This window comes from Endozoicomonas sp. ALB091, assembly GCF_049310265.1.
Classification (GTDB): Bacteria; Pseudomonadota; Gammaproteobacteria; order Pseudomonadales; family Endozoicomonadaceae; genus Endozoicomonas.
The window spans coordinates 962840-984771 of sequence record NZ_JBLYNQ010000008.1 but is presented as its reverse complement, the minus strand read 5'-3'; the positions used below and the strand labels follow the sequence as shown (position 1 = coordinate 984771).

Genomic DNA, 21932 nt, shown 5'->3' with positions numbered 1-21932 from the left:
GGAAAAAGATACCGCGCTCAGTGATGCGTTAATCAAATATGCTGCACTTCATCGATCTCATATTCAACACCGCCAGAAGGCGTGTTAACCACAACCACATCCCCTTCTTCCTTGCCGATCAGGGCCCGGGCAATGGGTGAGTTGACAGAGATCTTGTTCACTTTGATATCCGCTTCATCATCACCCACAATCTTGTAGGTGACTTTCCGGTCATCATCCAGGTTGATCAGTACAATCGTGGTACCGAACAGCACCTTGCCGGTCTTGGTGATGGTGGTAATATCAATTACCTGGGCATTGGAGAGCTTGGCTTCAATCTCGTTGATGCGACCTTCGGCAAAGCTCTGCTGCTCACGGGCGGCATGGTATTCAGCATTCTCCTTAAGGTCTCCGAGCTCACGTGCTTCAGCAATAGCCGCAGAAATACGAGGACGTTCCACCCCCTTCAAATGAGCCAGTTCCTCACGGAGGGCTTTTTCACCCTCCACCGTCATGGGAATTCTTTTCATCCAACGTTACCTTCGTGTAGATCCTGAAGCCGTCTGACCAATCTTTCAGATCCAAAGGCGATCGAACGTGCAATCGCTTCTGCTCCCGCCATGGTGGTTGTATATAGCACCTTATTGGTCAATGCAGAGCGACGGATCAGATAAGAATCAGCAATGGCCTGACGACCTTCAGTCGTATTGATGACGAAGGCTATATCACCATTGACGATCATGTCCACCAAATGCGGTCTTCCCTGATGCACTTTGTTGATGGTGGTGACCGGCAAACCGGCTTCTTCAATCACTTTTGCCGTGCCGGAGGTGGCCAGTAGCTCAAAGCCGATATCCATCAGCAGACGAGCCACCATCGGCAACTCCGGTTTGTCAAAATCCCGGACGGAGAGAATGACCTTACCCCCCTGTGGCAGCTGCATGTTCTCAGCCAGCTGCGCCTTGTGGAAGGCTTCCGGGAAGGTAGCCCCAACGCCCATCACTTCGCCGGTGGATTTCATCTCCGGGCCAAGAATCGGATCCACGCCGGGGAACTTATTGAATGGGAAAACCGCCTCTTTGACACTGTAGTATGGGGGCACAATCTCAGCAGTAAAGTTCAGCTCATCCAGGGTTTTGCCCATCATCACCCGTGCCGCAATCTTGGCCAGGGAGTGACCAATGCACTTGGAGACAAATGGCACGGTACGGGAAGCCCTGGGGTTCACCTCAATCACGTAGATCTGGTCATCCTGAATGGCCAGCTGCACGTTCATCAGACCCACAACACCCAATTCCAGCGCCATGGCACGAACCTGCTCACGGATTTCATCCTGATGACGACGGTTCAGGCTGTAAGGCGGCAGCGAGCAGCTGGAGTCACCGGAGTGAATACCCGCCTGCTCGATGTGCTGCATGATCGCGCCAATCACCACACGCTCACCATCACACACCGCATCGACGTCCACTTCTACCGCACGGTTCAGGAAGTAGTCCAATAGCACCGGGCTGTCGTTCGATACCTGAACAGCGTCTTTCATATAACGCACCAGCTCATCTTCGCCGGCGACAATTTCCATGGCACGGCCACCCAGAACATAGGAGGGACGAACCACCAGTGGATAGCCAATCTCCGCCGCTTTGGCCACCGCTTCCTGCTCACTGCGAACCGTGGCATTAGCGGGCTGCAACAGACCCAGTTTCTGGATCATCTGCTGGAAGCGCTCACGGTCTTCGGCACGGTCAATGGCTTCAGGGCTGGTACCGATAATCGGCACACCTTCGGCTTCAAGGGCACGGGCCAGTTTCAGCGGCGTCTGGCCACCGTACTGAACAATAACCCCGGTGGGTTTCTCAACATCGATGATGGCCAGCACGTCCTCCAGGGTTACCGGCTCAAAGTAGAGTCGGTCAGAGGTGTCGTAATCGGTAGAAACGGTCTCCGGATTACAGTTAACCATAATGGTTTCGTAACCATCTTCCCGCGCCGCCAGTGCCGCATGGACACAGCAGTAGTCAAACTCGATCCCCTGACCGATACGGTTTGGCCCACCGCCAATCACCATGATTTTTTCACGGCCAGAAGGCTCGGCTTCACACTCCTCGTCATAGGAAGAGTACATGTACGCTGTCGTAGACCGGAATTCAGCTGCACAGGTATCCACGCGCTTGTAGACGGGCTTGACCTGTTGTTTACGACGATAGTTGCGTACTTCGGCTTCTTGAATACCCAGCAGCTCAGCCATACGGGCATCGCTGAAGCCTTTCTGCTTCAGACGGAACAGGCGCTCTTTCGACAGAGAGGTCAGACCTTTGTCATTAACCGCGTCATTAGCCAGTAACGCTTCCTCATTCACCAGATCCTGGATCTGCACCAGGAACCATGGATCAATCATGCACTCAGCAAAGATCGCTTCCAGGGTCATACCGGCACGGAAGGCATCAGCAACGTAGTAGATACGGTCAGCTTTCGGTGTCACCAGTTCACGACGGATTCTGGCCAGTGCATCTTCACGTTCTGCATCAGAGCAGGCATCCAGTTTGATATCAAACATGGAGTTAAAGCCCGTGGCACCGGCTTCCAGGCCACGCAGTGCTTTCTGCACAGACTCCTGGAATGAACGACCAATGGCCATTACCTCACCCACCGATTTCATCTGAGTGGTCAGACGGTCATCTGCCTGAGGGAACTTCTCAAAGGCAAAGCGGGGGATTTTGGTCACCACGTAATCAATGGATGGTTCAAAAGAGGCGGGAACCACACCACCGGTGATCTCATTGCTCAACTCATCCAGGGTGTAACCCACCGCCAGCTTGGCAGCAACACGGGCAATGGGGAAACCGGTGGCCTTGGAAGCCAGGGCAGAAGAACGGGATACCCGGGGGTTCATCTCAATGACCACCATACGACCGGTGTCCGGGCAGATACCAAACTGCACGTTGGAACCGCCGGTTTCCACACCAATCTCACGCAGTACCGCAATGGAGGCGTTACGCATGATCTGGTATTCCTTATCGGTCAGCGTCTGGGCTGGCGCGACGGTAATGGAATCTCCGGTGTGAACCCCCATGGGATCAAAGTTTTCGATGGCGCAGACAATGATGCAGTTATCATTGCGGTCACGAACCACTTCCATCTCGTACTCTTTCCAGCCAATCAGCGACTCATCAATCAGCAGCTCATTGGTGGGCGAAAGGTCGAGGCCACGGAAGCAGATCTCTTCAAACTCAGCTTTGTTATAGGCAATACCCCCCCCGGTGCCGCCCATGGTAAACGACGGACGAATAATACAGGGGAAGCCAACCTGATCGAGAACGGCACGGGCTTCTTCCATGGTATGGGCAATACCGGAGCGCGGCGTTGCCAGACCGATATTTTTCATGGCCTGGTCAAACAGCTGGCGATCTTCGGCTTTGTCGATGGCCTGCTGGTTGGCACCAATCATGGCCACGCCGTACTTTTCCAGCACACCTTTATGGAACAGATCCAGGGCACAGTTCAGCGCGGTCTGACCGCCCATGGTGGGAAGAATCGCATCCGGGCGCTCTTTTTCGATAATCTTCTCGACGGTCTCCCAGCGGATTGGCTCAATATAGGTTGAGTCCGCCATGGCCGGGTCGGTCATAATGGTCGCCGGGTTGGAGTTGACCAGGATGACCCGAAACCCCTCTTCCTTCAGCGCCTTACAGGCCTGCGCTCCGGAATAGTCAAACTCACAGGCCTGGCCGATAATAATTGGACCAGCCCCGAGTATCAGAATACTTTCAATATCAGTACGTTTTGGCATCTTGTTCTCACATCAAAACGGGGTTGGTTACTTTGCTGCCTTCAGCATCTCAACAAAACGGTCAAACAGCCCGGCCACATCGTGTGGGCCAGGGCTTGCTTCAGGGTGCCCCTGAAAGCTGAAAGCAGGACGATCAGTCCGCTCAATACCCTGGAGGCTGCCATCAAACAGTGACTTATGGGTTGCCTGCAGGTGCTCTGGCAACGAGTCTTCCGCTACTGCAAAACCATGGTTCTGGCTGGTGATCATGACCTGTCCGGTCTTGAGATCCTGAACCGGGTGATTGCCACCGTGGTGACCAAACTTCATCTTCTCGGTCCTGGCACCACTGGCCAGAGCCAGCAGCTGATGTCCCAGACAGATACCAAACACCGGCAGAGAAGTGTCCAGAATTTCTTTAATGGCGGCGATGGCGTAATCACAGGGCTCAGGATCACCGGGGCCGTTAGAGAGGAAAATACCATCCGGATTCATGGCCAGAACCTCTTCGGCCGGTGTTTTGGCTGGCACAACGGTAAGACGACAGCCTCGCTGAGCCAGCATGCGCAGAATGTTTCTTTTAACACCAAAATCGTAAGCCACGACGTGAAACGGCAGGTCCGTCACGTCGGCATGACTGTCGGTCTCCAGATTCCAGACGCCTTCTGTCCAGGTGTAGGGCTGGTCAGTGGTGACTTCTTTTGCCAGGTCCATCCCTTTCAGGCCCGGAAATTCACGGGCCCTGGCCAGTGCTTTGGCTTCAGCCGCTTTTCCGGTCAGGGCGTCTCCCGCCAGGATACAGCCGTTCTGCGCACCTTTTTCCCGGAGAATTCGAGTCAGGCGGCGGGTATCAATACCAGCGATGGCGACAATATTGCGGGATTTCAGATAATCATCCAGAGACATTTTGCTGCGCCAGTTGCTGGCCAGCAGTGGCAGGTCCTTGATGATCAGACCGGCGGCCTGGATTTGTGGGGATTCTTCGTCTTCCGGAGTAATACCGGTATTACCAATATGGGGATAGGTGAGCGTAACGATTTGGCGGGAATAGGAAGGGTCGGTGAGAATTTCCTGATAACCGGTCATTGCCGTGTTAAAAACCACCTCACCACTGGTCTCACCATCAATACCGATGGCAATTCCCCGGAAAATACTGCCATCTTCCAGAGCTAAAACAGCCGTCTTAGTCAAAGGATCCTCCCGAACTTGAACCTGAGCGCCTTAAGCCCGAACGCTATGATGCTTTAAGTCCTCCAGTTTGAAGACCCAAAAAAAGCGAGATGTTTTAAAAAACTATCTCGCTTTTGATCTTGCACCCTGTCGCAAACACCATAAATTCAAGGCAAATTTCAGCTATTAGACTATAAATCAGCTAACTTGTCCACTACTTTTTTGGTCGCCAGGTGATTTTTGATTCAGAGCATCAAGAGGCAGCAACTCAACCCAGTCTTGTTTATTCATATATTCTTTAACCGCTCTTCCCGCCCCTCCGGCCAACCCTGCACAATTGGACATCTCCCGAATCGCCTGATTATACACACACGCCCTAAACTTCTTCTGCAACTCCTCCTGCTTAAGTTCAAGCGTCAGTTGTTGAATCTCTATTTCCAATTTAATCAGTTTTCTTGAAGATTCATCGTGTAAAAGTACCTTGAATGCATACTCCATAGGATGCATTAAATTACCCAGACTGCGTCTGCAGAAACCTAGATTTTCCAAAACTCTCTTCGCCTTGTTTTCTTTGCTTTTCAGCTCACTCTTTTTTTTCTGTGTTTCGATCAAGAGCTGTAATCTGTTTTTTTTGATGATTCCCTCCATCCGATGCTCAAAGCATATCCTGAATAAATCAGAGTTACGGCTCTCCCTGTGGTTATTTGCTGACCCGGGCGCGTTGTTTTTACTCAAAGTGGGTAGCTCATTTCTTGCTAATTTCTGAGACACCACTTCAAGGTCCGTGCATGCAGGCAACGGCCTTTTCATCGATTTACCCATGCTTCCCGCTGGAACAGAGCCATTATAAGGCGCAATATGACGGGAACAAAGGCTGTGGGCAGTTCTGTCGCAAGCTGTATTACTGCCCGGAAGCATTTTTTTCTGTCCTTCAGCTGTCCTCGGGAAACCTTCAATGCCATCAAGAATGGCATCAAGACTCTCATTCGCCAACCAATCCCCCCACCCCTGAGGGGTAACAACGCCGGATACTATCATCACTATCAACCTCCTTTTTCACCCATTTTCCGCATTATCAGCGCACCGGGCAGTGATTTAAGCTCTCTTCAGTAATCAACCATGCAGCCAGACAGTTGATCTCAGGTTCATCACTTCCCGTTTAATCAGTTACTACAACGCCATCTGTGCAAAAACGAAGGGTATTGTTATACCCCAGGGAATTGTAATGATGATGACAGGTCAAGCATGAGAGCCCCTTGAACTGCAATCATTCATTGAAATCCAGTGGATTCAGGTTTTCAGCCCCAAAACATCCTGCATATCGAACAGGCCGGACTTTTTATCAGAAATAAATCGAACCGCCCGCAATGAGCCCCGGGCATAGATCAACCGGCTGCTGGCTTTATGGGTTACCTCCACGCGCTCACCTTCACAGGCAAACAGCACCGTATGGTCACCAACCACATCTCCGGCTCGAACAGTGGCAAAGCCAATGGTTTCCCGATCTCTTGGCCCGGTATACCCTTCGCGACCGTAAACAGCGCACTTTTGCAGATCACGCCCCAGGGTATCTGCCACCACTTCACCCATTTTCAGCGCCGTTCCGGAGGGTGAGTCCACCTTATGACGATGGTGCGCCTCAATAACTTCAATATCTGCATCATCACCCAGTACCCTGGCAGCCATCTCCAGCAGCTTGAACACCAGATTGACCCCGATACTCATATTAGGCGCAAAAACGATGGCGGTATCCTCTGCCGCTTTGGCGAGCTCTGCCTTCTGATCATTGCTTAAGCCAGTGGTGCCAATCACAATGCCTTTACCATACTGCTGGCACAGGGCAACATTCTGCATGGTCAATTCCGGGGTGGTAAAATCAATCAAAACATCAAAGTCATTAACAGCTGCCAACAGGCTATCTGTTAATGGCACACTCAGTGAGCCAACCCCTGCCAGGTCTCCTGCATCCACCCCCAACAGACTGTCGCCAGGCTTGATAATTGCTGCTCCCAGCTGGCACTGCTGATCAGCGGCAACGGCCTCCACCAGCATTCGCCCCATTCTTCCAGCGGCACCTACAATGGCAACTCTGGTCACGTCACACTCCCTCTGGCATTTTAATCGGTTGCAAAAATCCCTCGTAGTCTATCGGACTACCCACAAACAGCAAGCAGGGCAGGAAAAACAGCAATCCGGCTTTTATTTTTTAAGGAAAAAACGATAACCTGCCCCCACTTCGTGAAAGTTACAGGTGCAATGATGATCAGACAGTTTGTGCAAGACGTTCGGGAGATGCATTGGGCTCCAAGGCTGTTTATGGCCATGGTCATTGTGAAAACCCTCTCTGTGATGATTCGGGAAGCACAGATACTTTAAAACTGAACTTTTTAACCTTACGGATATTCTAAGTTCTGATTCCTGAAAATGGATTCACTCCAAATCCATTAAATTTAATTCATAAAACTTTGGAAATAATGATTATGAATACGGGTCAGATTACAAATTTTTCTTGAAAAGTATTTGCCCGAACTGGTCAAATCACCAGAATCGTTGTAGCAACCAATCAGAGAAAAGAGAAAGTAGCCTACTGGGACACATCGGTTAGTCACACCCCTACGAAAAAGCCTGTTTGAATCGATAATCCGGCATCAATGATGCCATTATCCTACTCCTTTGGGCACGCCATCTATACGAAGAGACAATAAAGCTCGCAATAGGTTATATTACTCCGCTAATGATGCTGATTCTCATCCAAGGTAGTCATGAGCAAGAAAGTAGCAGTTATAGAAGGTGAAGAACTTGCGGCCATCGCTGAACGCTGCGAGAAGCTGGTAAACAGCCATCAAACGTTAACGCTTTCCACACTTTCTCCACAAGGGAGACCGGAAATCAGCTACACTCCCTACCTGCGGGGGGAAGACGGTACTTTTTATATATTCGTCAGCGAGCTGACTCACCACACTCCCAATCTGCTGGCTAACCCTGTGTGCTCAATCCTGTTTGCAGCCCCTGAGTCAGAAACCAAAAACCTGTTTGCCCGCGAGCGCGCCTTTTTCCACTGCCAGGCCGATGAGCTGGCAAGAGGCACCGAACGCTGTGACCACTGGCTGGACCTGATTCAGGAAAAATTTGGCAATACGGTGGAAGTCTTGCGCAATCTGCCGGACTTTCACCTCTTTGCCCTGACGCCTGAAAATGGCCAGTATACCGTTGGTTTTGGCAAAGCTTTCAAAATCAATGCGGATGGCTCTTTCAGCCATATTGTTATCGATAAGAAAAAGTAATAACCGAGGTTCCAATGACCCAAGAAGCGATAGACAGTGGCTTTATGGCTAAGGCTATCGAGCTGGCTCGCTCAGGTTGGTATACAACCATGCCCAACCCGAGAGTTGGCTGTTTAATTGTAGACGTCAACGGTCATATTGTTGGAGAAGGCTGGCACGAAAAGGCAGGAGAACCTCACGCCGAAGTGCATGCACTACGCATGGCTGGCACAAAGGCCAAAGGTGCCACAGCCTATGTAACCCTGGAGCCTTGCAGCCATTTTGGCAAAACACCGCCCTGTGCAGAAGCCCTCAAGGCTGCCGGTGTCGCACGGGTGGTTGCGGCAATAAAGGATGACAACCCGGCCGTATCCGGTAAAGGCATGGCCCTGCTTCAGCAAGCAGGGATAGAAATCCAATCCGGTGTTCTTGCCGATGATGCCCGGGCCCTGAATGAAGGTTTTCTCAAGCGCATGTCGACGGGCATGCCACTGGTCAGAGCAAAACTGGCCATGAGCCTGGATGGCAGAACCGCCATGGCCAGCGGTGAATCCCAATGGATTACCGGCCCCAAGGCACGCAGTGAAGTGCAAAAACTCAGGGCACAGAGTTGTGCAATTATCACCGGGGTAGGTTCGATCCTTCACGACAACTCGTCACTGACGGTTCGCCCCGATGAACTGGGTTTGGCCAATGCAGAAGCGATCTGCAAACGCCAGCCTCTGCGGGTGGTTCTGGACTCCACACTGCAAACGCCCGTTGATGCCAAAGTTATTTCAGGCCCCGGGCATTGCCTGATCGTTACCACCTCACCATGCTGCCCTGAGAAAAAAGCCCAGCTGGAGCAAGCGGGTGCAGAAGTGCTGGTTTTAGATAATGCCGAAGACCAAACGGCTGGCAGAGTAAACCTCCCGGCAGTGTTAGCAGAACTGGGACGCAGGGAGTGTAACGAGGTGCTACTGGAAACCGGCGCTCAACTGGCTGGCAGTATGATGGCTGAAAACCTGATTGATGAGCTGGTGGTATTCATGGCTCCGATTCTGATGGGCTCAGCAGCAAGACCCCTATTGAACATACCACTGCAAAGCATGTCTGAAAAAAAAGAGCTGGTCATCAAGGATATCCGGGCAATAGGTAATGACTGGAAAATCACAGCGCGACCATTGTCTTGATGAGCTGCTCCCAACAAAAGATGAAAAGCAAGCCTGCCGTCACAACACAGCTATCTCTCGCCTGTCATGTAGTGCTTGCCTTCTTCATCGTACACAAATAATTCTGCCTCAGGGTATTGCCCCATGACTTCAGACAATGTTTTTTTTGGATACTCTTCAAGCTCACCTTTAGAGCCAAGAACGTTGATTACCGTTTCATCAAGATCGCAAACAATGATCCTGCAATTTTGTGTACACACCATCAGACGAAGATCAATCTGTTTGGCATAATTATAAGACTCCTTTAAATTTTCAATTTGTTTTTTAAATAAAGAAGTGAGTGCCGGGTGAAACTCCAGCTTACCATTACCATCCAGGCACCTTTTTCCCTCATCGTAGGATTTTTGTCTTAATTCCGTGATGCTGGCATCACGTCTAATTTTGGACATACCATCATAAAAACAATTGCCATCGCGAACCGTCTTAACAAACTTCCGGTGGTATTTCTCGAGTATGGCTGCCGCCTTTCGCTCTTTCCGGATAGCTTTTGCTCGTCGAACGGCGTCCGATTCTTTACTTGAAGCGAGACCCTGCGTCATAGCGGGATCACTTTCAGTAATCTTTGAAGTGCCTGAGTCCAGGCTACGCTGAATAGCCTTTGCCACATCTGCTCGCTCTCTGTCACTACGCATTTGCTCATCCTGTATCTGCGACTTTCTGCTGAGCGCTAACGCCCGGGCCAAAGCGGGATCATTCTCATCAGTTGCAGTAGCCAGGCTACGACGTATAGCTTCTGACAGCTCACTGGCCTCCCGGTCTCGGTCAGCACGTCTCAACTGATCCGTGACCTCAGTCACCATGCTCTGCTCTATTGCTTGCTGGAGATCATCATTAAATACGTCAGCATGGTTATGGCTCACAGGGCTCTCAGAATAACCTTCATCCTGCGCTTCATCAGGAAGCCTATATACACGCTCCGTGTCATCTACATCCAATGGGTCAGGAATGTCACTCAGATTACTGGCCGTTTCATAACCTGAATCATCGCCTGACTCTGTCGATCCGGTTGTCTGACGATTTGCATTCTGGCCACCCTCGATTGCTGGCAATGATTGCTGATATGGTATGTGACTCACAAAGGGCACCCCCCCCTTGTTAACCCCTGCAACATACCGCTCCTTTATGCTTTTCTCTATGGTGGGTGCCTGGAGCGCTTCCTCCATGGTTTTCCTGTAATGGGGTGCGAGGAGGAAACATTTGACATGATTGACCAGATAAGAAAAAAAACCTTCCTTGACCTCCAGCTTATAAACCAGTCGTCCATCTGACGTATTCACCTTTTGCATATCCAGGGATCGCCAGCGGCTGTGGTTACCTTCACTGTTCCAATTTTCAAGAACGTCAGCAGAAGACTTTAATACATCCGATGCATTTCCAAACATTATAATTAGTCCCTTTATCATTCCATTGAATAGTGACCAGCCAGATAAACAGCATTAATACGTCCAGAAACATTACAGGCAAATCACAACAAAGCACAGATTCCCCACAAACCGCTTTTAACCCCTGACGAAAAGAGTAAAATAGCCGCCACACATTTTTTCGCTTATAGCTGATAAGAAATCGTACCGGAAACCACCGGTTATCAGAGGGACATTATGCAGCTGAACTCCATCGAAGAACTTCTAGAGGACATTCGCCTCGGTAAGCCGGTCATACTGATGGATGATGAAGACCGTGAAAACGAAGGTGATCTGATCATCGCTGCGGAGAAAATCACCCCGGAAATTGTTAACTTTATGACCCGTGAGGCCAGGGGGCTGCTGTGCCTGACACTGACCGGCGATCGTTGTGATTTCCTTGGCCTTCCACCAATGGTGGGGGTTTCGGACAACCAGTCTGGCTATGGCACACCATTCACCGTATCCATTGAAGCGGCAGAAGGGGTGACCACGGGTATTTCCGCTCAGGACCGGGCCAGAACCATTTTAACGGCGGTTGACCCACTTTCACGCCCGGCCGACATTGTCCAGCCAGGTCATATTTTCCCACTTCGTGCCAGACCCGGCGGGGTATTGAGCCGCGCTGGCCACACCGAAGCCGGTTGTGATCTTGCCCGTCTGGCAGGACTGACACCGGCAGCCGCCATTATTGAGATCATGAATGAAGATGGCTCAATGGCCCGTCGCCCTGACCTGGAAGCGTTTGCAGAAAAGCACGACCTGAGAATCGGTACTATTGCCGACCTGATCCACTACCGGATTGTCCATGAAAAAACCGTAGAAAAGGTTGAGCAACGGGTCATTAATACCGACTTTGGCCAGTTTGATCTTTCGGTTTACCAGGACAGCATCAGCGACTGCAAACACCTGGCGCTCAGCAAAGGCTATATCACGCCGGACTCACCAACCATGGTTCGTGTTCATGCCATGGAACCGTTCCGTGACCTGCTGGCAGCCCACAGTGACGCTACCCGCACCAGCTGGTCTCTGCATAAAGCCATGGCCAGGGTCGCCGAAGAAGGCTGCGGGGTTGTGGTACTGCTGGATTCCGGCAGCCACCAGGACTTGGGAATGGCCTTGGAGCGCTTTGTTGATGCCAATGAGCGTTCGTCTTCCGATGGGATGTCCAGAGCCTACCAGGCCATTGGCACCGGCTCACAGATTTTGCGCGACCTGGGCGTTGGCAAGATGCGCCTGTTAAGCTCGCCCATCCGCTTTGCGGCTCTTTCCGGGTTTGACCTGGAAGTTGTGGAGTATCTGCCATTTGGTGAGTAACTCATCCGAAGGAAATAGCCCCTCAATAGCGTAAAAAAATCACAATGAACGTTACCCGATCATGTAAACTGATCGGATATCGTTCATCTGTATTTAATACAGAAGTTGCCTTTGCTATTACTATTTGGTTGGTTCACCTTCTGGTGGTACACCGCACTTTGATTGCGTTGCTAACGAATGTGTTTAAAAGCCGTCTCAGGTTAATCTGGAAGATGAAGTGCTTCCCCTTGATGCTCTGACGGTAACAAACCTGGTGGCCGACAAAATCTGGCAGCAAGGGCGGAAAGGCCTGTGCCTTTCAAATGATATCCCTTTTATAGAATCTGGAGGCTTGAGGTGAGCACCTCGCCAATGAATAACCCACAAGGCAACCCCGTTCAAAAGAAGAGCGCAGACCGGCTTAACCCGTCGGCTCGCAGAAGAGCACGACAGCTGGCCCTTCAGGCACTGTATCAGTGGCAAATTGCCAAATCACCACTGAACCAGATTGAAGCGCAATTCCGCACGGACAACGATTTCAGCAAAGTGGATGCCGACTATTTCAGTGCCATCATTCATGGTGTGCCCAATCAAACCAACCAGCTTGATGAAGCGATGACCGCCGTACTGGACCGCCCATTGAGCCAGCTTGACCCGGTGGAGCTGTCAGCCCTGCGCATCGGCTGCTTTGAACTGATCAACCGGAAGGATGTTCCTTACCGGGTGGTGATCAATGAAGCCATTGAACTGGTCAAGCGCTTTGGTGCCCAGGACTCCCATCGCTATATTAACGGCATCCTCGACAAGCTGGCACCACGCCTGCGTTCTGAGGAAGTGCAAGCCTACCGGAAAAAATAGGCTGATTATAAGCTGCTTACGCCGTGACGGATGTCAGGCACAGAAGACGACTTGACCATGTAACGGGGATTTATGGCCACTGGTGTAATGGGTGAATTCGAGCTGATCAAACGCTATTTTGCTCGCCCTGAGATCGCACAGATTCAAGGGCAATATACCAGCAGCATTCTTGGCATTGGTGATGACTGTGCGCTCTTTGACATCCCCCCGGATATGCAGCTTGCCCAGTCACTGGACACTCTGGTGGAAGGGGTTCACTTTCCCGGTGAGTGCGATCCTTTCGCCCTTGGTTACCGTGCCCTGGCCGTCAGCCTCAGTGATCTTGCCGCCATGGGGGCAGATCCGCACAGTTTTACCCTCGGCCTGACCCTGCCCAGAGTTTCCGAGCTCTGGCTGAAAGAGTTCTCTGAAGGTCTTGCCCAGCTTGCCCAGCGATTTAAAATCCCGCTGATTGGTGGAGATACCACAAAAGGACCACTGACCCTCTCGCTACAGGTCCAGGGGCTGGTCCCCAAAGGACAGGCCCTGTTACGCAGTGGTGCCCGGCCCGGTGATCTTATCTGTATTACCGGCACCCTGGGTGATGCAGCCGGGGCTCTGCCTTCTGTGTTGAGCGGCGAGACACCGGAAACCTGCGGTGATGAAAGCCTGAAATACCTGTTACATCGCTATTGGTATCCATCCCCCCGTCTATTCGCCGGGCAATGGCTGCGCCAGGCAGGTGCTACCTCGGCCCTGGATATTTCCGATGGGCTGCTGGGTGATCTTGGCCATATCCTCGAAGCCAGCAACGTGGGCGCAGAAATCGAGCCCGATCTGGTTCCCAGGTCTGCGGCCCTTGGCCGTTGCCATGACCAGGATACCGCCCTCACCCTGGCCATGACCGGTGGTGACGATTACGAACTCTGTTTCACGATTCCCCGCCACCTGGCTCAGACGCTGCCAGCAAAACTCTCAGATGGCTGTCGCATTACCTGTATTGGCCAGATTAATGATGAGTCTGGAATAATCAGAGACCCACAGGGCAACCTGCTCAGCAAAAAAGCCTACACTCATTTTTGATTTCTGAAAGAATATAAAGCCCATGACGCTCTCTACCAGACAAGGCATAGCACCAAGAGAAACCTGCTGGAAAAATCCTGTTCACTTTCTTGCCTTTGGCTGCGGCAGCGGGCTGGCTCCTAAAGCGCCCGGTACCTTCGGCACCATTGCCGCCGTGTTCTTTTACCTGCTACTGCAGGGATTAAGTCTCTGGACATACCTTGGGGTTATAGTTGTCGCTTCCGTGGTGGGTTTCTGGCTCTGCGGGCGGACCGCAAAAGATCTGGGGGTGCATGACCATCCAGCGATCGTCTGGGATGAATTCTGCGGCTTCTGGATAACCATGATTGCTGCCCCGGCAGGATGGCCCTGGATTCTTCTGGGCTTTGTCCTGTTCAGGCTGTTTGATATCTGGAAGCCCTGGCCGATCAGCTGGCTGGATAAAAAAGTTCACGGCGGTATGGGCATTATGGTTGATGACCTGGTGGCAGGCGTCTTTGCATTTTTATGCCTGCAGGCCATTCACTATGTCTATCTGAAGGAAGTTCTCACATAACCCTACATAGAGATTGTTAACCTGGCTTAAGCCTCTGATATCATCAAAAGCAATAAGTATAAGAAAAGAATACATCATGAGACTGTCAACCTTTCTTCTGGCCCTGGCCATAAGCACCCACAGCTATGCCAGCAATATCAACGTTGTTGGTCTTTTTTCCAATAAAGCACTGGTTATCATCGACGGTCAGCGGCATTTACTGGCTACAGATGGAAAATCGGTGGCAGGCGTAAAACTGCTGAAAGCGACCAGCACCAGTGCCACCCTGGAAGTCAATGGCAAAGCTGCAACCTACCAGATGAGCCGGGATATGAACGGTGGCATTCAACAGCCTGAGCAAGCCATCATCAAAATATCCCGAAATAACCGGGGACAATACATCACCCGGGGACGGATTAATGACCGCGCCATTGATGTTCTGGTGGACACTGGTGCTAATGTTTTAGCCATTAACTCACTGGACGCCAAACGTCTGGGCATCGATTATCAGGCAGGAAACCCAATTAAAGTAGCAACCGCCAGCGATCTTGTTGATGGTTACCAGGTAAATTTATCGAGCGTGATTCTAGGCAACATTCGGGTAAATCACGTAGAAGCAACCGTTATCGAAGGCTCCTACCCTGATATCGTATTACTGGGCATGAGCTTTCTTAAACACGTCAAACTGTCAGAGCATCGTGGAGTCATGCAGATTGAGGCAAATTACTAACCCATTGTTCCGGGTCAGCCGGTAGTTCTCTCTATTTTTCTGCCTTATTACCATACTCGCCTGACGCCTCACAGACTGATACAATCCGGTCACGAACTACATAAGGAGCAGTGAGTGTCTGTTAGTTTTGTTGCAGAGTCTCGCTTACCCACGCCCTATGGCGAATTCATCATGTATGGCTTCGAAGACAGTGGTACGGGCAAGGAGCATCTGGCATTAACCATGGGGAATGTCAGTCAGGGGGGACCGGTACTTGCCAGGGTTCATTCCGAATGTCTGACGGGTGATGCACTGTTCAGCATGCGCTGCGACTGCGGCCCGCAGCTTCAGGCGGCCCTGGAGCGCATTGCTGAAGAAGGCCGGGGAGTATTGCTTTATCTCCGCCAGGAAGGCCGTGGCATTGGTCTGCTGAACAAGGTTCGCGCCTATCACCTTCAGGACAGCGGCATGGATACGGTTCAGGCAAACGAAGAACTGGGTTTTGAGCCGGATATGCGCAAGTATGACATGTGCAAAACCATGCTTGATCATCTTGGCGTTTCCAGCCTGAAACTGATGACCAACAATCCACGCAAAGTTGAATCCCTTACCAACCTGGGCATTCAGGTTGCCGAAAGAATCCCGCACCAGACCGGTCAAAACCCTCACAACGAGCGTTATCTGGCCACTAAAGTGTGGAAGCTGGGGCACATGTATAACATGGCCTGAACAAATCCAATAACATCAAAAAGGGAGCCAGCTGGCTCCCTTTTTTTCATCTCGACTTTGTCGTGTGAAAGACAGTTGTTCAGGGTAACCCCCCTAAGGAATGCCCCGAAATAATTTCCACATTTTGAACTCGATCTCCGTTCATCCTGAGTCAGTCTGTCCTGAAGGCAGTAAGCAGTCGATGCCCCTCACCCCGTCTCTGCACTTATACAAGTAATCAGAGACAGGTTAAACATACAAGCTTGTCGAAGGGTGATTGGCACAATACATGAGGCCGGAGTTCACGCCCTTCGACAGGCTCAGGACGAACGTAGTTTTGAAACCCAGAAATGTGGAAATTATTTCAGGACAGCTCCTAAGCCGGAGTAGCCGTTTTGCCAAGGTGAAATGACTTCCGCTCTATCCGCTCCATCCGGTCACGAACCGAACGAATAATGCCCTCCTGATCCAGCCCGCACTGAGCCAACTGCTCCTTATGGCTCGCCGCTTCAATGTAAGTATCAGGAATACCAAGGTTCAGCACCGGCACAGTAATTTCCTGCTTCTGCAGATATTCCATCACGCCTGAGCCCGCACCACCGGCAATACACCCTTCTTCCAGGGTCACCAACAACTCATGGTTAGCAGCAAGCTCTTTGACCAGCGCTTCATCCAGAGGTTTAACAAACCGCATATTGGCAACCGTGGCATCCAGCGACTCAGCAGCTGCCAGGGCATTCCCCAGTAAGGTGCCAAACACCAGCAGCGCTACCCGGCTTCCTTTACGACGAATTTCCCCCTTACCAACAGGCAAAGGCGCAAGATCAAGGCAAATCTCAGCACCTGGTCCTGTTCCCCGGGGATAACGAACCGATGCCGGCCCTTTATAAAGAAAACCTGTAGACAACAGCTGCCGGGTTTCATTTTCATCACCCGGCGTCATCACCAGCATATCGGGGATACAACGCAGATAGGCAATGTCGTAGCAGCCACCGTGGGTTGGGCCATCTTCCCCCACCATGCCGGCACGATCGATGGCAAACAGCACATCCAGATTCTGCACTGCGACATCATGAATCAGCTGATCATAAGCACGCTGCAGGAATGTCGAGTAGATCGCAACAACGGGCTTGAGGCCTTCACAGGCCATGCCTGCCGCCAGGGTGACACAGTGCTGTTCAGCAATCGCCGCATCGAAGTAACGCTCCGGAAAGTGATCCGCAAAACGAATCAGGTCAGAGCCTTCTTTCATTGCCGGCGTAATACCCATCAACCGCTCATCCGCTGCGGCCATATCATACAACCACTGTCCAAAAACATTGGCGTATTTGGGCTTTCTGGGGGCAACCGTCTTCAGATTCTCTGTTGCCTGTGGCTCCAGCTTGGTAATGGCATGGTAACCAATCGGATCCTGCTCGGCCGGATTAAACCCTTTCCCCTTCTGAGTCACCACATGCAAAAACTGAGGGCCCTCCAGGTCTCTCATATTTCTCAGGGTATGAACCAGCATGGGCAGGTCATGACCATCAATAGGGCCGATATAGTTGAACCCCATCTCTTCAAACAACGTTCCGGGAACCACCATTCCCTTGACGTGTTCTTCGGTTCGTCTTGCCAGCTCCCAGGCATGGGGAATAACATTCAGAACCTTTTTACTGCCTTCACGAATATGGTGGTAAGTCCGGCTGGCAAGTATTTTGGCCAGATAGTTGGAGAGCCCGCCAACACTTCTGGAAATGGACATATCGTTATCATTAAGAATCACCAGCATATTGGCCTTTACATCCGCTGCGTGATTCATGGCTTCATAGGCCATACCCGCCGTCATGGAGCCATCGCCAATCACTGCAACAGCGCGCCTCTTTTCACCTTTAGCCCGGGCGGCAATGGCCATGCCAAGCGCCGCACTGATAGACGTACTGGAATGCCCGACACCAAACGTATCGAACTCACTTTCATCTCTTTTCGGGAAAGCGGCGAGGCCATCCTTTTGTCTCAGGGATGACATTCTGTCCCTGCGCCCCGTCAGAATTTTATGCGGATAAGCCTGGTGACCCACATCCCAGACCAAACGATCTTCCGGAGTGTTAAACATATAGTGCAGCGCAATGGTCAGCTCCACTACACCAAGCCCGGCACCAAAATGCCCCCCTGTCCGCCCAACGGAATACAATAAAAACTCCCGCAGCTCCCGGGCCAGTTGTGGCAGACGGGATTCTTCAAGTGCGCGAAGCTGTTCCGGATTATTTACCTGATCCAGTAAAGGAGTATCAGGCAGTGTCTTGGGTATCTCGTGAAACATGTGCTCGTAATAACGTCTGGGATGATCCGCTGGCTGGCATTGTACACCCAACCTGACTGGAATAGCATCGCACAATCTTGTTGTGCAGCCTAGCCCGTAGAATTGACAAATCAGATAGGTTGGATTCCTGAAGCCACCTACAACACTAATAGCTTCTTCGAATGATGTAATCGGCAATCTGGCGAAGAAAATCAGCACGATGGTCGAATCCGGAAAGGGCGCTGATCGCAGCATGGTGAAGCTCTCTGGCATAAGCTTTCGCTGCCTCCAGCCCCATCAGGGAAACATACGTTGGTTTGTCCAGAGCCATATCTGCTCCCTGAAGCTTGCCCAGCGTCTCCGTATCAGCAATAACGTCCAGAATATCGTCCCGAACCTGGAAGGCAAGACCGATGGCTCTTGCATAATGTTCCAGTGACTGCAACTCCTCGCCCTGTAACGGCCTGGCACACAATGCTCCCATACGGACACTGGCCCGAATCAGAGCACCGGTTTTATGGGTATGCATCAACTCAAGCTGCTGCTGGCTCAGCTCCGTCCCGGCGGCGCATTGGTCCATCGCCTGACCACCCGCCATGCCAGCCAGTCCTGACGCCTGGCTGAGGATCGTCACCAGCTGCAATCGAACACTGTCAGTCAGGGTTGAATCAGGACATAAACGGGCATTGCCCAACACCTCAAAGGCCTGACTCTGCAGCGTATCGCCTACCAGAATCGCAGTTGCCTCATCGTATGCCTTGTGACAGGTTGGCTTGCCCCTGCGCAGGTCATCATCATCCATTGCCGGCAAATCATCATGAACCAGTGAGTAGGCATGGATTAATTCCACAGCACAGGCGGCAGGGTTGGCCTGCTTAACATCCCCACCCAAAGCATGACAGGCAGCATAGACCAGCGTTGGTCGCACTCTTTTGCCACCATTAAAAACACTGTATCGCATCGCTTCCAGCAGCAGGGGGCTGACCTTACTGTCATCAGGCAGGACTTCAGTGAGCGCCTGATCCACCTGTAAACGACACTGCTCGATAAATTTTGAAAGCGGCACAGGGCTTGCCATCTTCACAGCCCTCTATCTGCTGAAGGCTCTGCACCGTCAGCAGCAAATGGCTCTGTGGTCAGTTCACCATTTTGCACAAGCAGCTGCTGAACTTTCTGCTCGGCATCGGTCAATGCTTTCTGGCAGCCACGGGTCAGTTTAATGCCCTGTTCAAAGGCTTTCAGAGATTCTTCCAGGCTCAAGTCGCCGGACTCCATTTTCTGGACCAATGTCTCCAGCTCCACCAAAGACTGCTCAAAGGCAAAGCTCTCAGTATCCACGGTATTTTTTGACATGAATGAGCCTGTTGAAGAAAACATTCATGGCACGTTATCAACGAGCCATGACGAGAATAGTTGGCGAAAACGATTTTCGCACTGGTTTGACCAACCGCTTTCGACCATCCGCAATGATCAAACCATTATCCCGTTGGCCGATATTGAAAGCAATGCCCCGGCAAGATCATGGACTTTAATGATGGAAGAACAAAAACGGCAGGCAGTTTACCACAACTCAATGCTGGGCCAGATCCTGATAAAAAAAGGATATATCTCTCCAGAGCAGCTTGATGCCGCCATTCACCAGTCAGCAAGCCATGAGCAGCTGCTTGGAGAGTACCTGATAGAACAGCGCATGCTGTCACGATGGCAACTGCGCAGGGCACTTTCCAGCCAGAGCCAGCTGCGTTTATCCGCCTCCCTGTCAATGGCTCTGCTCACTCCGGTTTACCCACTGCTTGCGAAAGAACATGCGGAGCCGGTTGATAGCACGCTGGAAACTCTGCTCAAGCCTCTGCTGATAGCAGGCTCCGCTGACACACTTGAATTCAACCCTGATTTGTCAACGATTGAATTCAGGCACAATGGCCTGATTCGACTGCGGATCCCAAGCACGCTTGGTGAGCTGAACTTTGACGGCCTGCGATTGATAACCGATGGCAGCAAAAACCACCTGGCGTTGTCCCTTGCAGATCTTGAGCTTACAGATGCCCGGTTATTTATCCGAACCATCCACAACCGGCTTGATCCAGCCCTGCCTTGAAACGTTTCAGGGCTGGATCAAGCCGGTCATGAGTGGAACTTTTTTCAGACTCCGGGCTCATAGAAAAAAAGGTGAACAAGGATCTATATTATGTTTCCAGCCCCTGCTGTATCACCCCGAGTACAGTCGTACATTCTTGATCCCCAAACCCCTGACTCGTCAATTCCATTTGCGTTTTTTGGTATCAGAACCGTAAAAGAAGTACATTGCCAACCTGATAGCTGTTATTTGAACAAACTTCCTGATGAACTACTGGTTCTCATTGCCAGTAATTTATCTTTTTTTGATTTTGTTCATTTCAGTGCGACTCATACACGTCATGTGTCGTGCCTTCGATCAGACTATGTTATTAAAAAAATGTTGGTCAGCGATAAAAGCATGTCATTGTTGCTTTTTGAAAGAGCGGACAACAAAGCGAAATGTTACCTGAGGGGCCTGCTATGGAATGACCTTCAGCTCACACCAGATGAAGTGGTTAATGCTTTCCCGGACAGGCCGGAAAGCAAACTGGGGATAGCGCGCTTCAAAGCGAATTGTTGCATCAGGGGCATGCCGCTGAATGGCCAGAAGGTCTCAACGGAAGCTGTGGTCGAGGCGTTCCCGGATAGCACGGAAGGCAAAGAGAGGTTAGCGTTCTTCAAAGCGCGTTGTTGCCTGAAAAAAATGCCGCTGCATGGCCAGAAGGTCTCAACGGAAGCTGTGGTCGAAGCTTTCCCGAATACTCCGAAAGGCAGACTTGAGATGGCGCTCTTCAAAGCTCAATGTTGCCTGAAGGAACTGCTGCTGCATGGTCGGCAGGTTTCACCGGAAGCTGTGATCGAGGCTTTCCCGGATAGTCCGGAAGGCAAACTTGAGATGGCCATCTTCAAGGCACAGTGTTACCTGAGGGAACCGCCGCCTCACGGCCGGCGGATCTCACTGAAAGAGGTGCTTGAGACTTTCCCGGATAGCCCGGAAGGCAAACTGGAGATAGCGTTCTTTAAGCAGGGATGTTGCTTAAGAGGCCTGCCATTGGGTAATCCGGTCTTACCACACATGGTGACCAGGGCTTTCCAGAATAGTCCGGGAAGCCAACTGGAGATAGCGCGCTTCATAGGGCAATGTTGCCTGAGGCGTATGCCGTTCAGAGGCCAACAGCTCAGAACGGGCGATGTGCTTAGTGCTTTTCCGAATAGCGCGAGAGGCAAACTTGAGATGGCGCACTTCAAAGCGGCATGTTGCCTGAGGCAACCGCCGTTGACTGGCCAAGAGATCACACCGGATGATGTGGTCAAGGATTATACGGCAGCGAAAGCAATGCTGGCGCTGGTGCGTTTCAAAGCGGAATGCTGCCTGAACGGCCTGCCATTAAATCGCCAGGCGATCTGTGCAGATGAGGTTGGCAGGGACTTTGAACGTGGCGGCTGGTTGGCTGAAAGAGACGATTTTTATATTCGACTGAAGTGGAAGAAAAGTCAGTTGAACAACAATCATCTTGCATAATTTTATGAAGCGACAGTTTTCAACTTTTGCCGTGTCTCCCCCACAATCAGGATCGTTCAGTCTTGATCCTGAAATTTTGAACCTGATAATCATTTGAAGGTCAAACGAAGGTCAAACGGCGGTATTTAGGAATTG

General features: G+C 51.3%; 19 protein-coding genes. 10 read left to right on the top strand and 9 right to left on the bottom strand.

The features are described 5' to 3' along the window. Positions 1-32: 32 nt before the first annotated feature. The 5 genes from greA to dapB all read right to left on the bottom strand — a co-directional run bounded on the left by greA (position 33) and on the right by dapB (position 7012). Positions 33-509: a transcription elongation factor GreA gene (greA, locus tag ACO6UX_RS20600; protein ID WP_422450196.1), complete on the bottom strand. Its 477-nt coding sequence runs from the start codon at positions 507-509 to the stop codon at positions 33-35. Then, positions 506-3766, bottom strand: a complete 3261-nt coding sequence (gene carB / locus ACO6UX_RS20595) for a carbamoyl-phosphate synthase large subunit (RefSeq protein ID WP_422450195.1) — start codon at positions 3764-3766, stop codon at positions 506-508. Before carB ends, greA begins: the two co-directional genes overlap by 4 nt. A gap of 27 nt (positions 3767-3793) precedes the next feature. Further along, positions 3794-4936, bottom strand: coding sequence for a glutamine-hydrolyzing carbamoyl-phosphate synthase small subunit (gene carA / locus ACO6UX_RS20590; protein ID WP_422450194.1), 1143 nt, complete (start codon positions 4934-4936; stop codon positions 3794-3796). A 177-nt stretch (positions 4937-5113) separates the two neighbouring features. Beyond that, positions 5114-5956, bottom strand: coding sequence for a hypothetical protein (locus ACO6UX_RS20585; protein WP_422450193.1), 843 nt, complete (start codon positions 5954-5956; stop codon positions 5114-5116). Between the two features lie 249 nt (positions 5957-6205). Next, positions 6206-7012 (bottom strand): 4-hydroxy-tetrahydrodipicolinate reductase, encoded by an 807-nt coding sequence (gene dapB, locus ACO6UX_RS20580; RefSeq protein WP_422450192.1) that lies wholly within the window; start codon positions 7010-7012, stop codon positions 6206-6208. A 665-nt stretch (positions 7013-7677) separates the two neighbouring features. Here dapB and ACO6UX_RS20575 point away from each other — a divergent pair. Further along, on the top strand, positions 7678-8199 hold the full coding sequence (locus tag ACO6UX_RS20575; RefSeq protein ID WP_422450191.1) for a HugZ family protein: 522 nt from the start codon (positions 7678-7680) through the stop codon (positions 8197-8199). 14 nt (positions 8200-8213) lie between these two features. Then, positions 8214-9350: a bifunctional diaminohydroxyphosphoribosylaminopyrimidine deaminase/5-amino-6-(5-phosphoribosylamino)uracil reductase RibD gene (gene ribD / locus ACO6UX_RS20570; protein ID WP_422450190.1), complete on the top strand. Its 1137-nt coding sequence runs from the start codon at positions 8214-8216 to the stop codon at positions 9348-9350. Between the two features lie 50 nt (positions 9351-9400). Here the strand turns inward: ribD and ACO6UX_RS20565 are convergent, their stop codons facing one another. Then, on the bottom strand, positions 9401-10771 hold the full coding sequence (locus ACO6UX_RS20565) for a hypothetical protein (protein WP_422450189.1): 1371 nt from the start codon (positions 10769-10771) through the stop codon (positions 9401-9403). A gap of 216 nt (positions 10772-10987) precedes the next feature. Between ACO6UX_RS20565 and ribBA the strand changes: the two genes are divergently transcribed. The 6 genes from ribBA to ribA all read left to right on the top strand — a co-directional run bounded on the left by ribBA (position 10988) and on the right by ribA (position 15957). After that, on the top strand, positions 10988-12106 hold the full coding sequence (gene ribBA / locus ACO6UX_RS20560) for a bifunctional 3,4-dihydroxy-2-butanone-4-phosphate synthase/GTP cyclohydrolase II (protein WP_422450188.1): 1119 nt from the start codon (positions 10988-10990) through the stop codon (positions 12104-12106). A gap of 351 nt (positions 12107-12457) precedes the next feature. Beyond that, positions 12458-12943, top strand: coding sequence for a transcription antitermination factor NusB (gene nusB / locus ACO6UX_RS20555; protein ID WP_422450560.1), 486 nt, complete (start codon positions 12458-12460; stop codon positions 12941-12943). A gap of 72 nt (positions 12944-13015) precedes the next feature. Then, positions 13016-14005 carry a thiamine-phosphate kinase gene (gene thiL / locus ACO6UX_RS20550; protein WP_422450187.1) on the top strand — a complete coding sequence of 330 codons (990 nt, stop codon included), beginning with the start codon at positions 13016-13018 and terminating at the stop codon, positions 14003-14005. 22 nt (positions 14006-14027) lie between these two features. After that, on the top strand, positions 14028-14540 hold the full coding sequence (locus ACO6UX_RS20545; RefSeq protein ID WP_422450186.1) for a phosphatidylglycerophosphatase A: 513 nt from the start codon (positions 14028-14030) through the stop codon (positions 14538-14540). A gap of 76 nt (positions 14541-14616) precedes the next feature. After that, positions 14617-15249, top strand: a complete 633-nt coding sequence (locus tag ACO6UX_RS20540; protein ID WP_422450185.1) for a retropepsin-like aspartic protease family protein — start codon at positions 14617-14619, stop codon at positions 15247-15249. A 114-nt stretch (positions 15250-15363) separates the two neighbouring features. Continuing rightward, positions 15364-15957, top strand: a complete 594-nt coding sequence (gene ribA, locus ACO6UX_RS20535) for a GTP cyclohydrolase II (protein WP_101748396.1) — start codon at positions 15364-15366, stop codon at positions 15955-15957. 355 nt (positions 15958-16312) lie between these two features. Here ribA and dxs read toward each other — a convergent pair whose 3' ends face one another. The 3 genes from dxs to ACO6UX_RS20520 form a co-directional block, all read right to left on the bottom strand. Continuing rightward, positions 16313-18238: a 1-deoxy-D-xylulose-5-phosphate synthase gene (dxs, locus tag ACO6UX_RS20530; RefSeq protein ID WP_422450559.1), complete on the bottom strand. Its 1926-nt coding sequence runs from the start codon at positions 18236-18238 to the stop codon at positions 16313-16315. A 145-nt stretch (positions 18239-18383) separates the two neighbouring features. Then, positions 18384-19295, bottom strand: coding sequence for a polyprenyl synthetase family protein (locus tag ACO6UX_RS20525; RefSeq protein WP_422450184.1), 912 nt, complete (start codon positions 19293-19295; stop codon positions 18384-18386). Between the two features lie 2 nt (positions 19296-19297). Further along, positions 19298-19570: an exodeoxyribonuclease VII small subunit gene (locus ACO6UX_RS20520; protein ID WP_422450183.1), complete on the bottom strand. Its 273-nt coding sequence runs from the start codon at positions 19568-19570 to the stop codon at positions 19298-19300. Here ACO6UX_RS20520 and ACO6UX_RS20515 point away from each other — a divergent pair. Both ACO6UX_RS20515 and ACO6UX_RS20510 read left to right on the top strand, forming a co-directional pair. Then, on the top strand, positions 19569-20315 hold the full coding sequence (locus ACO6UX_RS20515; RefSeq protein ID WP_422450182.1) for a hypothetical protein: 747 nt from the start codon (positions 19569-19571) through the stop codon (positions 20313-20315). The two genes, ACO6UX_RS20520 and ACO6UX_RS20515, sit on opposite strands and share 2 nt — an antisense overlap. Before the next feature lie 378 nt (positions 20316-20693). Further along, positions 20694-21797 carry a hypothetical protein gene (locus ACO6UX_RS20510; RefSeq protein ID WP_422450181.1) on the top strand — a complete coding sequence of 368 codons (1104 nt, stop codon included), beginning with the start codon at positions 20694-20696 and terminating at the stop codon, positions 21795-21797. Positions 21798-21932 lie beyond the last annotated feature (135 nt).

What these genes read in the sequence shown, in the direction of transcription:
- greA (WP_422450196.1), bottom strand. Translation starts at nt 509, where the DNA reads ATGAAAAGAATTCCCATGACGGTGGAGGGTGAAAAAGCCCTCCGTGAG.
- carB (WP_422450195.1), bottom strand. Translation starts at nt 3,766, where the DNA reads ATGCCAAAACGTACTGATATTGAAAGTATTCTGATACTCGGGGCTGGT.
- ACO6UX_RS20575 (WP_422450191.1), top strand. Translation starts at nt 7,678, where the DNA reads ATGAGCAAGAAAGTAGCAGTTATAGAAGGTGAAGAACTTGCGGCCATC.
- ribD (WP_422450190.1), top strand. Translation starts at nt 8,214, where the DNA reads ATGACCCAAGAAGCGATAGACAGTGGCTTTATGGCTAAGGCTATCGAG.
- ACO6UX_RS20565 (WP_422450189.1), bottom strand. Translation starts at nt 10,771, where the DNA reads ATGTTTGGAAATGCATCGGATGTATTAAAGTCTTCTGCTGACGTTCTT.
- ribBA (WP_422450188.1), top strand. Translation starts at nt 10,988, where the DNA reads ATGCAGCTGAACTCCATCGAAGAACTTCTAGAGGACATTCGCCTCGGT.
- nusB (WP_422450560.1), top strand. Translation starts at nt 12,458, where the DNA reads ATGAATAACCCACAAGGCAACCCCGTTCAAAAGAAGAGCGCAGACCGG.
- thiL (WP_422450187.1), top strand. Translation starts at nt 13,016, where the DNA reads ATGGCCACTGGTGTAATGGGTGAATTCGAGCTGATCAAACGCTATTTT.
- ACO6UX_RS20545 (WP_422450186.1), top strand. Translation starts at nt 14,028, where the DNA reads ATGACGCTCTCTACCAGACAAGGCATAGCACCAAGAGAAACCTGCTGG.
- ACO6UX_RS20540 (WP_422450185.1), top strand. Translation starts at nt 14,617, where the DNA reads ATGAGACTGTCAACCTTTCTTCTGGCCCTGGCCATAAGCACCCACAGC.
- dxs (WP_422450559.1), bottom strand. Translation starts at nt 18,238, where the DNA reads ATGTTTCACGAGATACCCAAGACACTGCCTGATACTCCTTTACTGGAT.
- ACO6UX_RS20525 (WP_422450184.1), bottom strand. Translation starts at nt 19,295, where the DNA reads ATGGCAAGCCCTGTGCCGCTTTCAAAATTTATCGAGCAGTGTCGTTTA.
- ACO6UX_RS20515 (WP_422450182.1), top strand. Translation starts at nt 19,569, where the DNA reads ATGAATGAGCCTGTTGAAGAAAACATTCATGGCACGTTATCAACGAGC.
- ACO6UX_RS20520 (WP_422450183.1), bottom strand. Translation starts at nt 19,570, where the DNA reads ATGTCAAAAAATACCGTGGATACTGAGAGCTTTGCCTTTGAGCAGTCT.
- ACO6UX_RS20510 (WP_422450181.1), top strand. Translation starts at nt 20,694, where the DNA reads ATGTCATTGTTGCTTTTTGAAAGAGCGGACAACAAAGCGAAATGTTAC.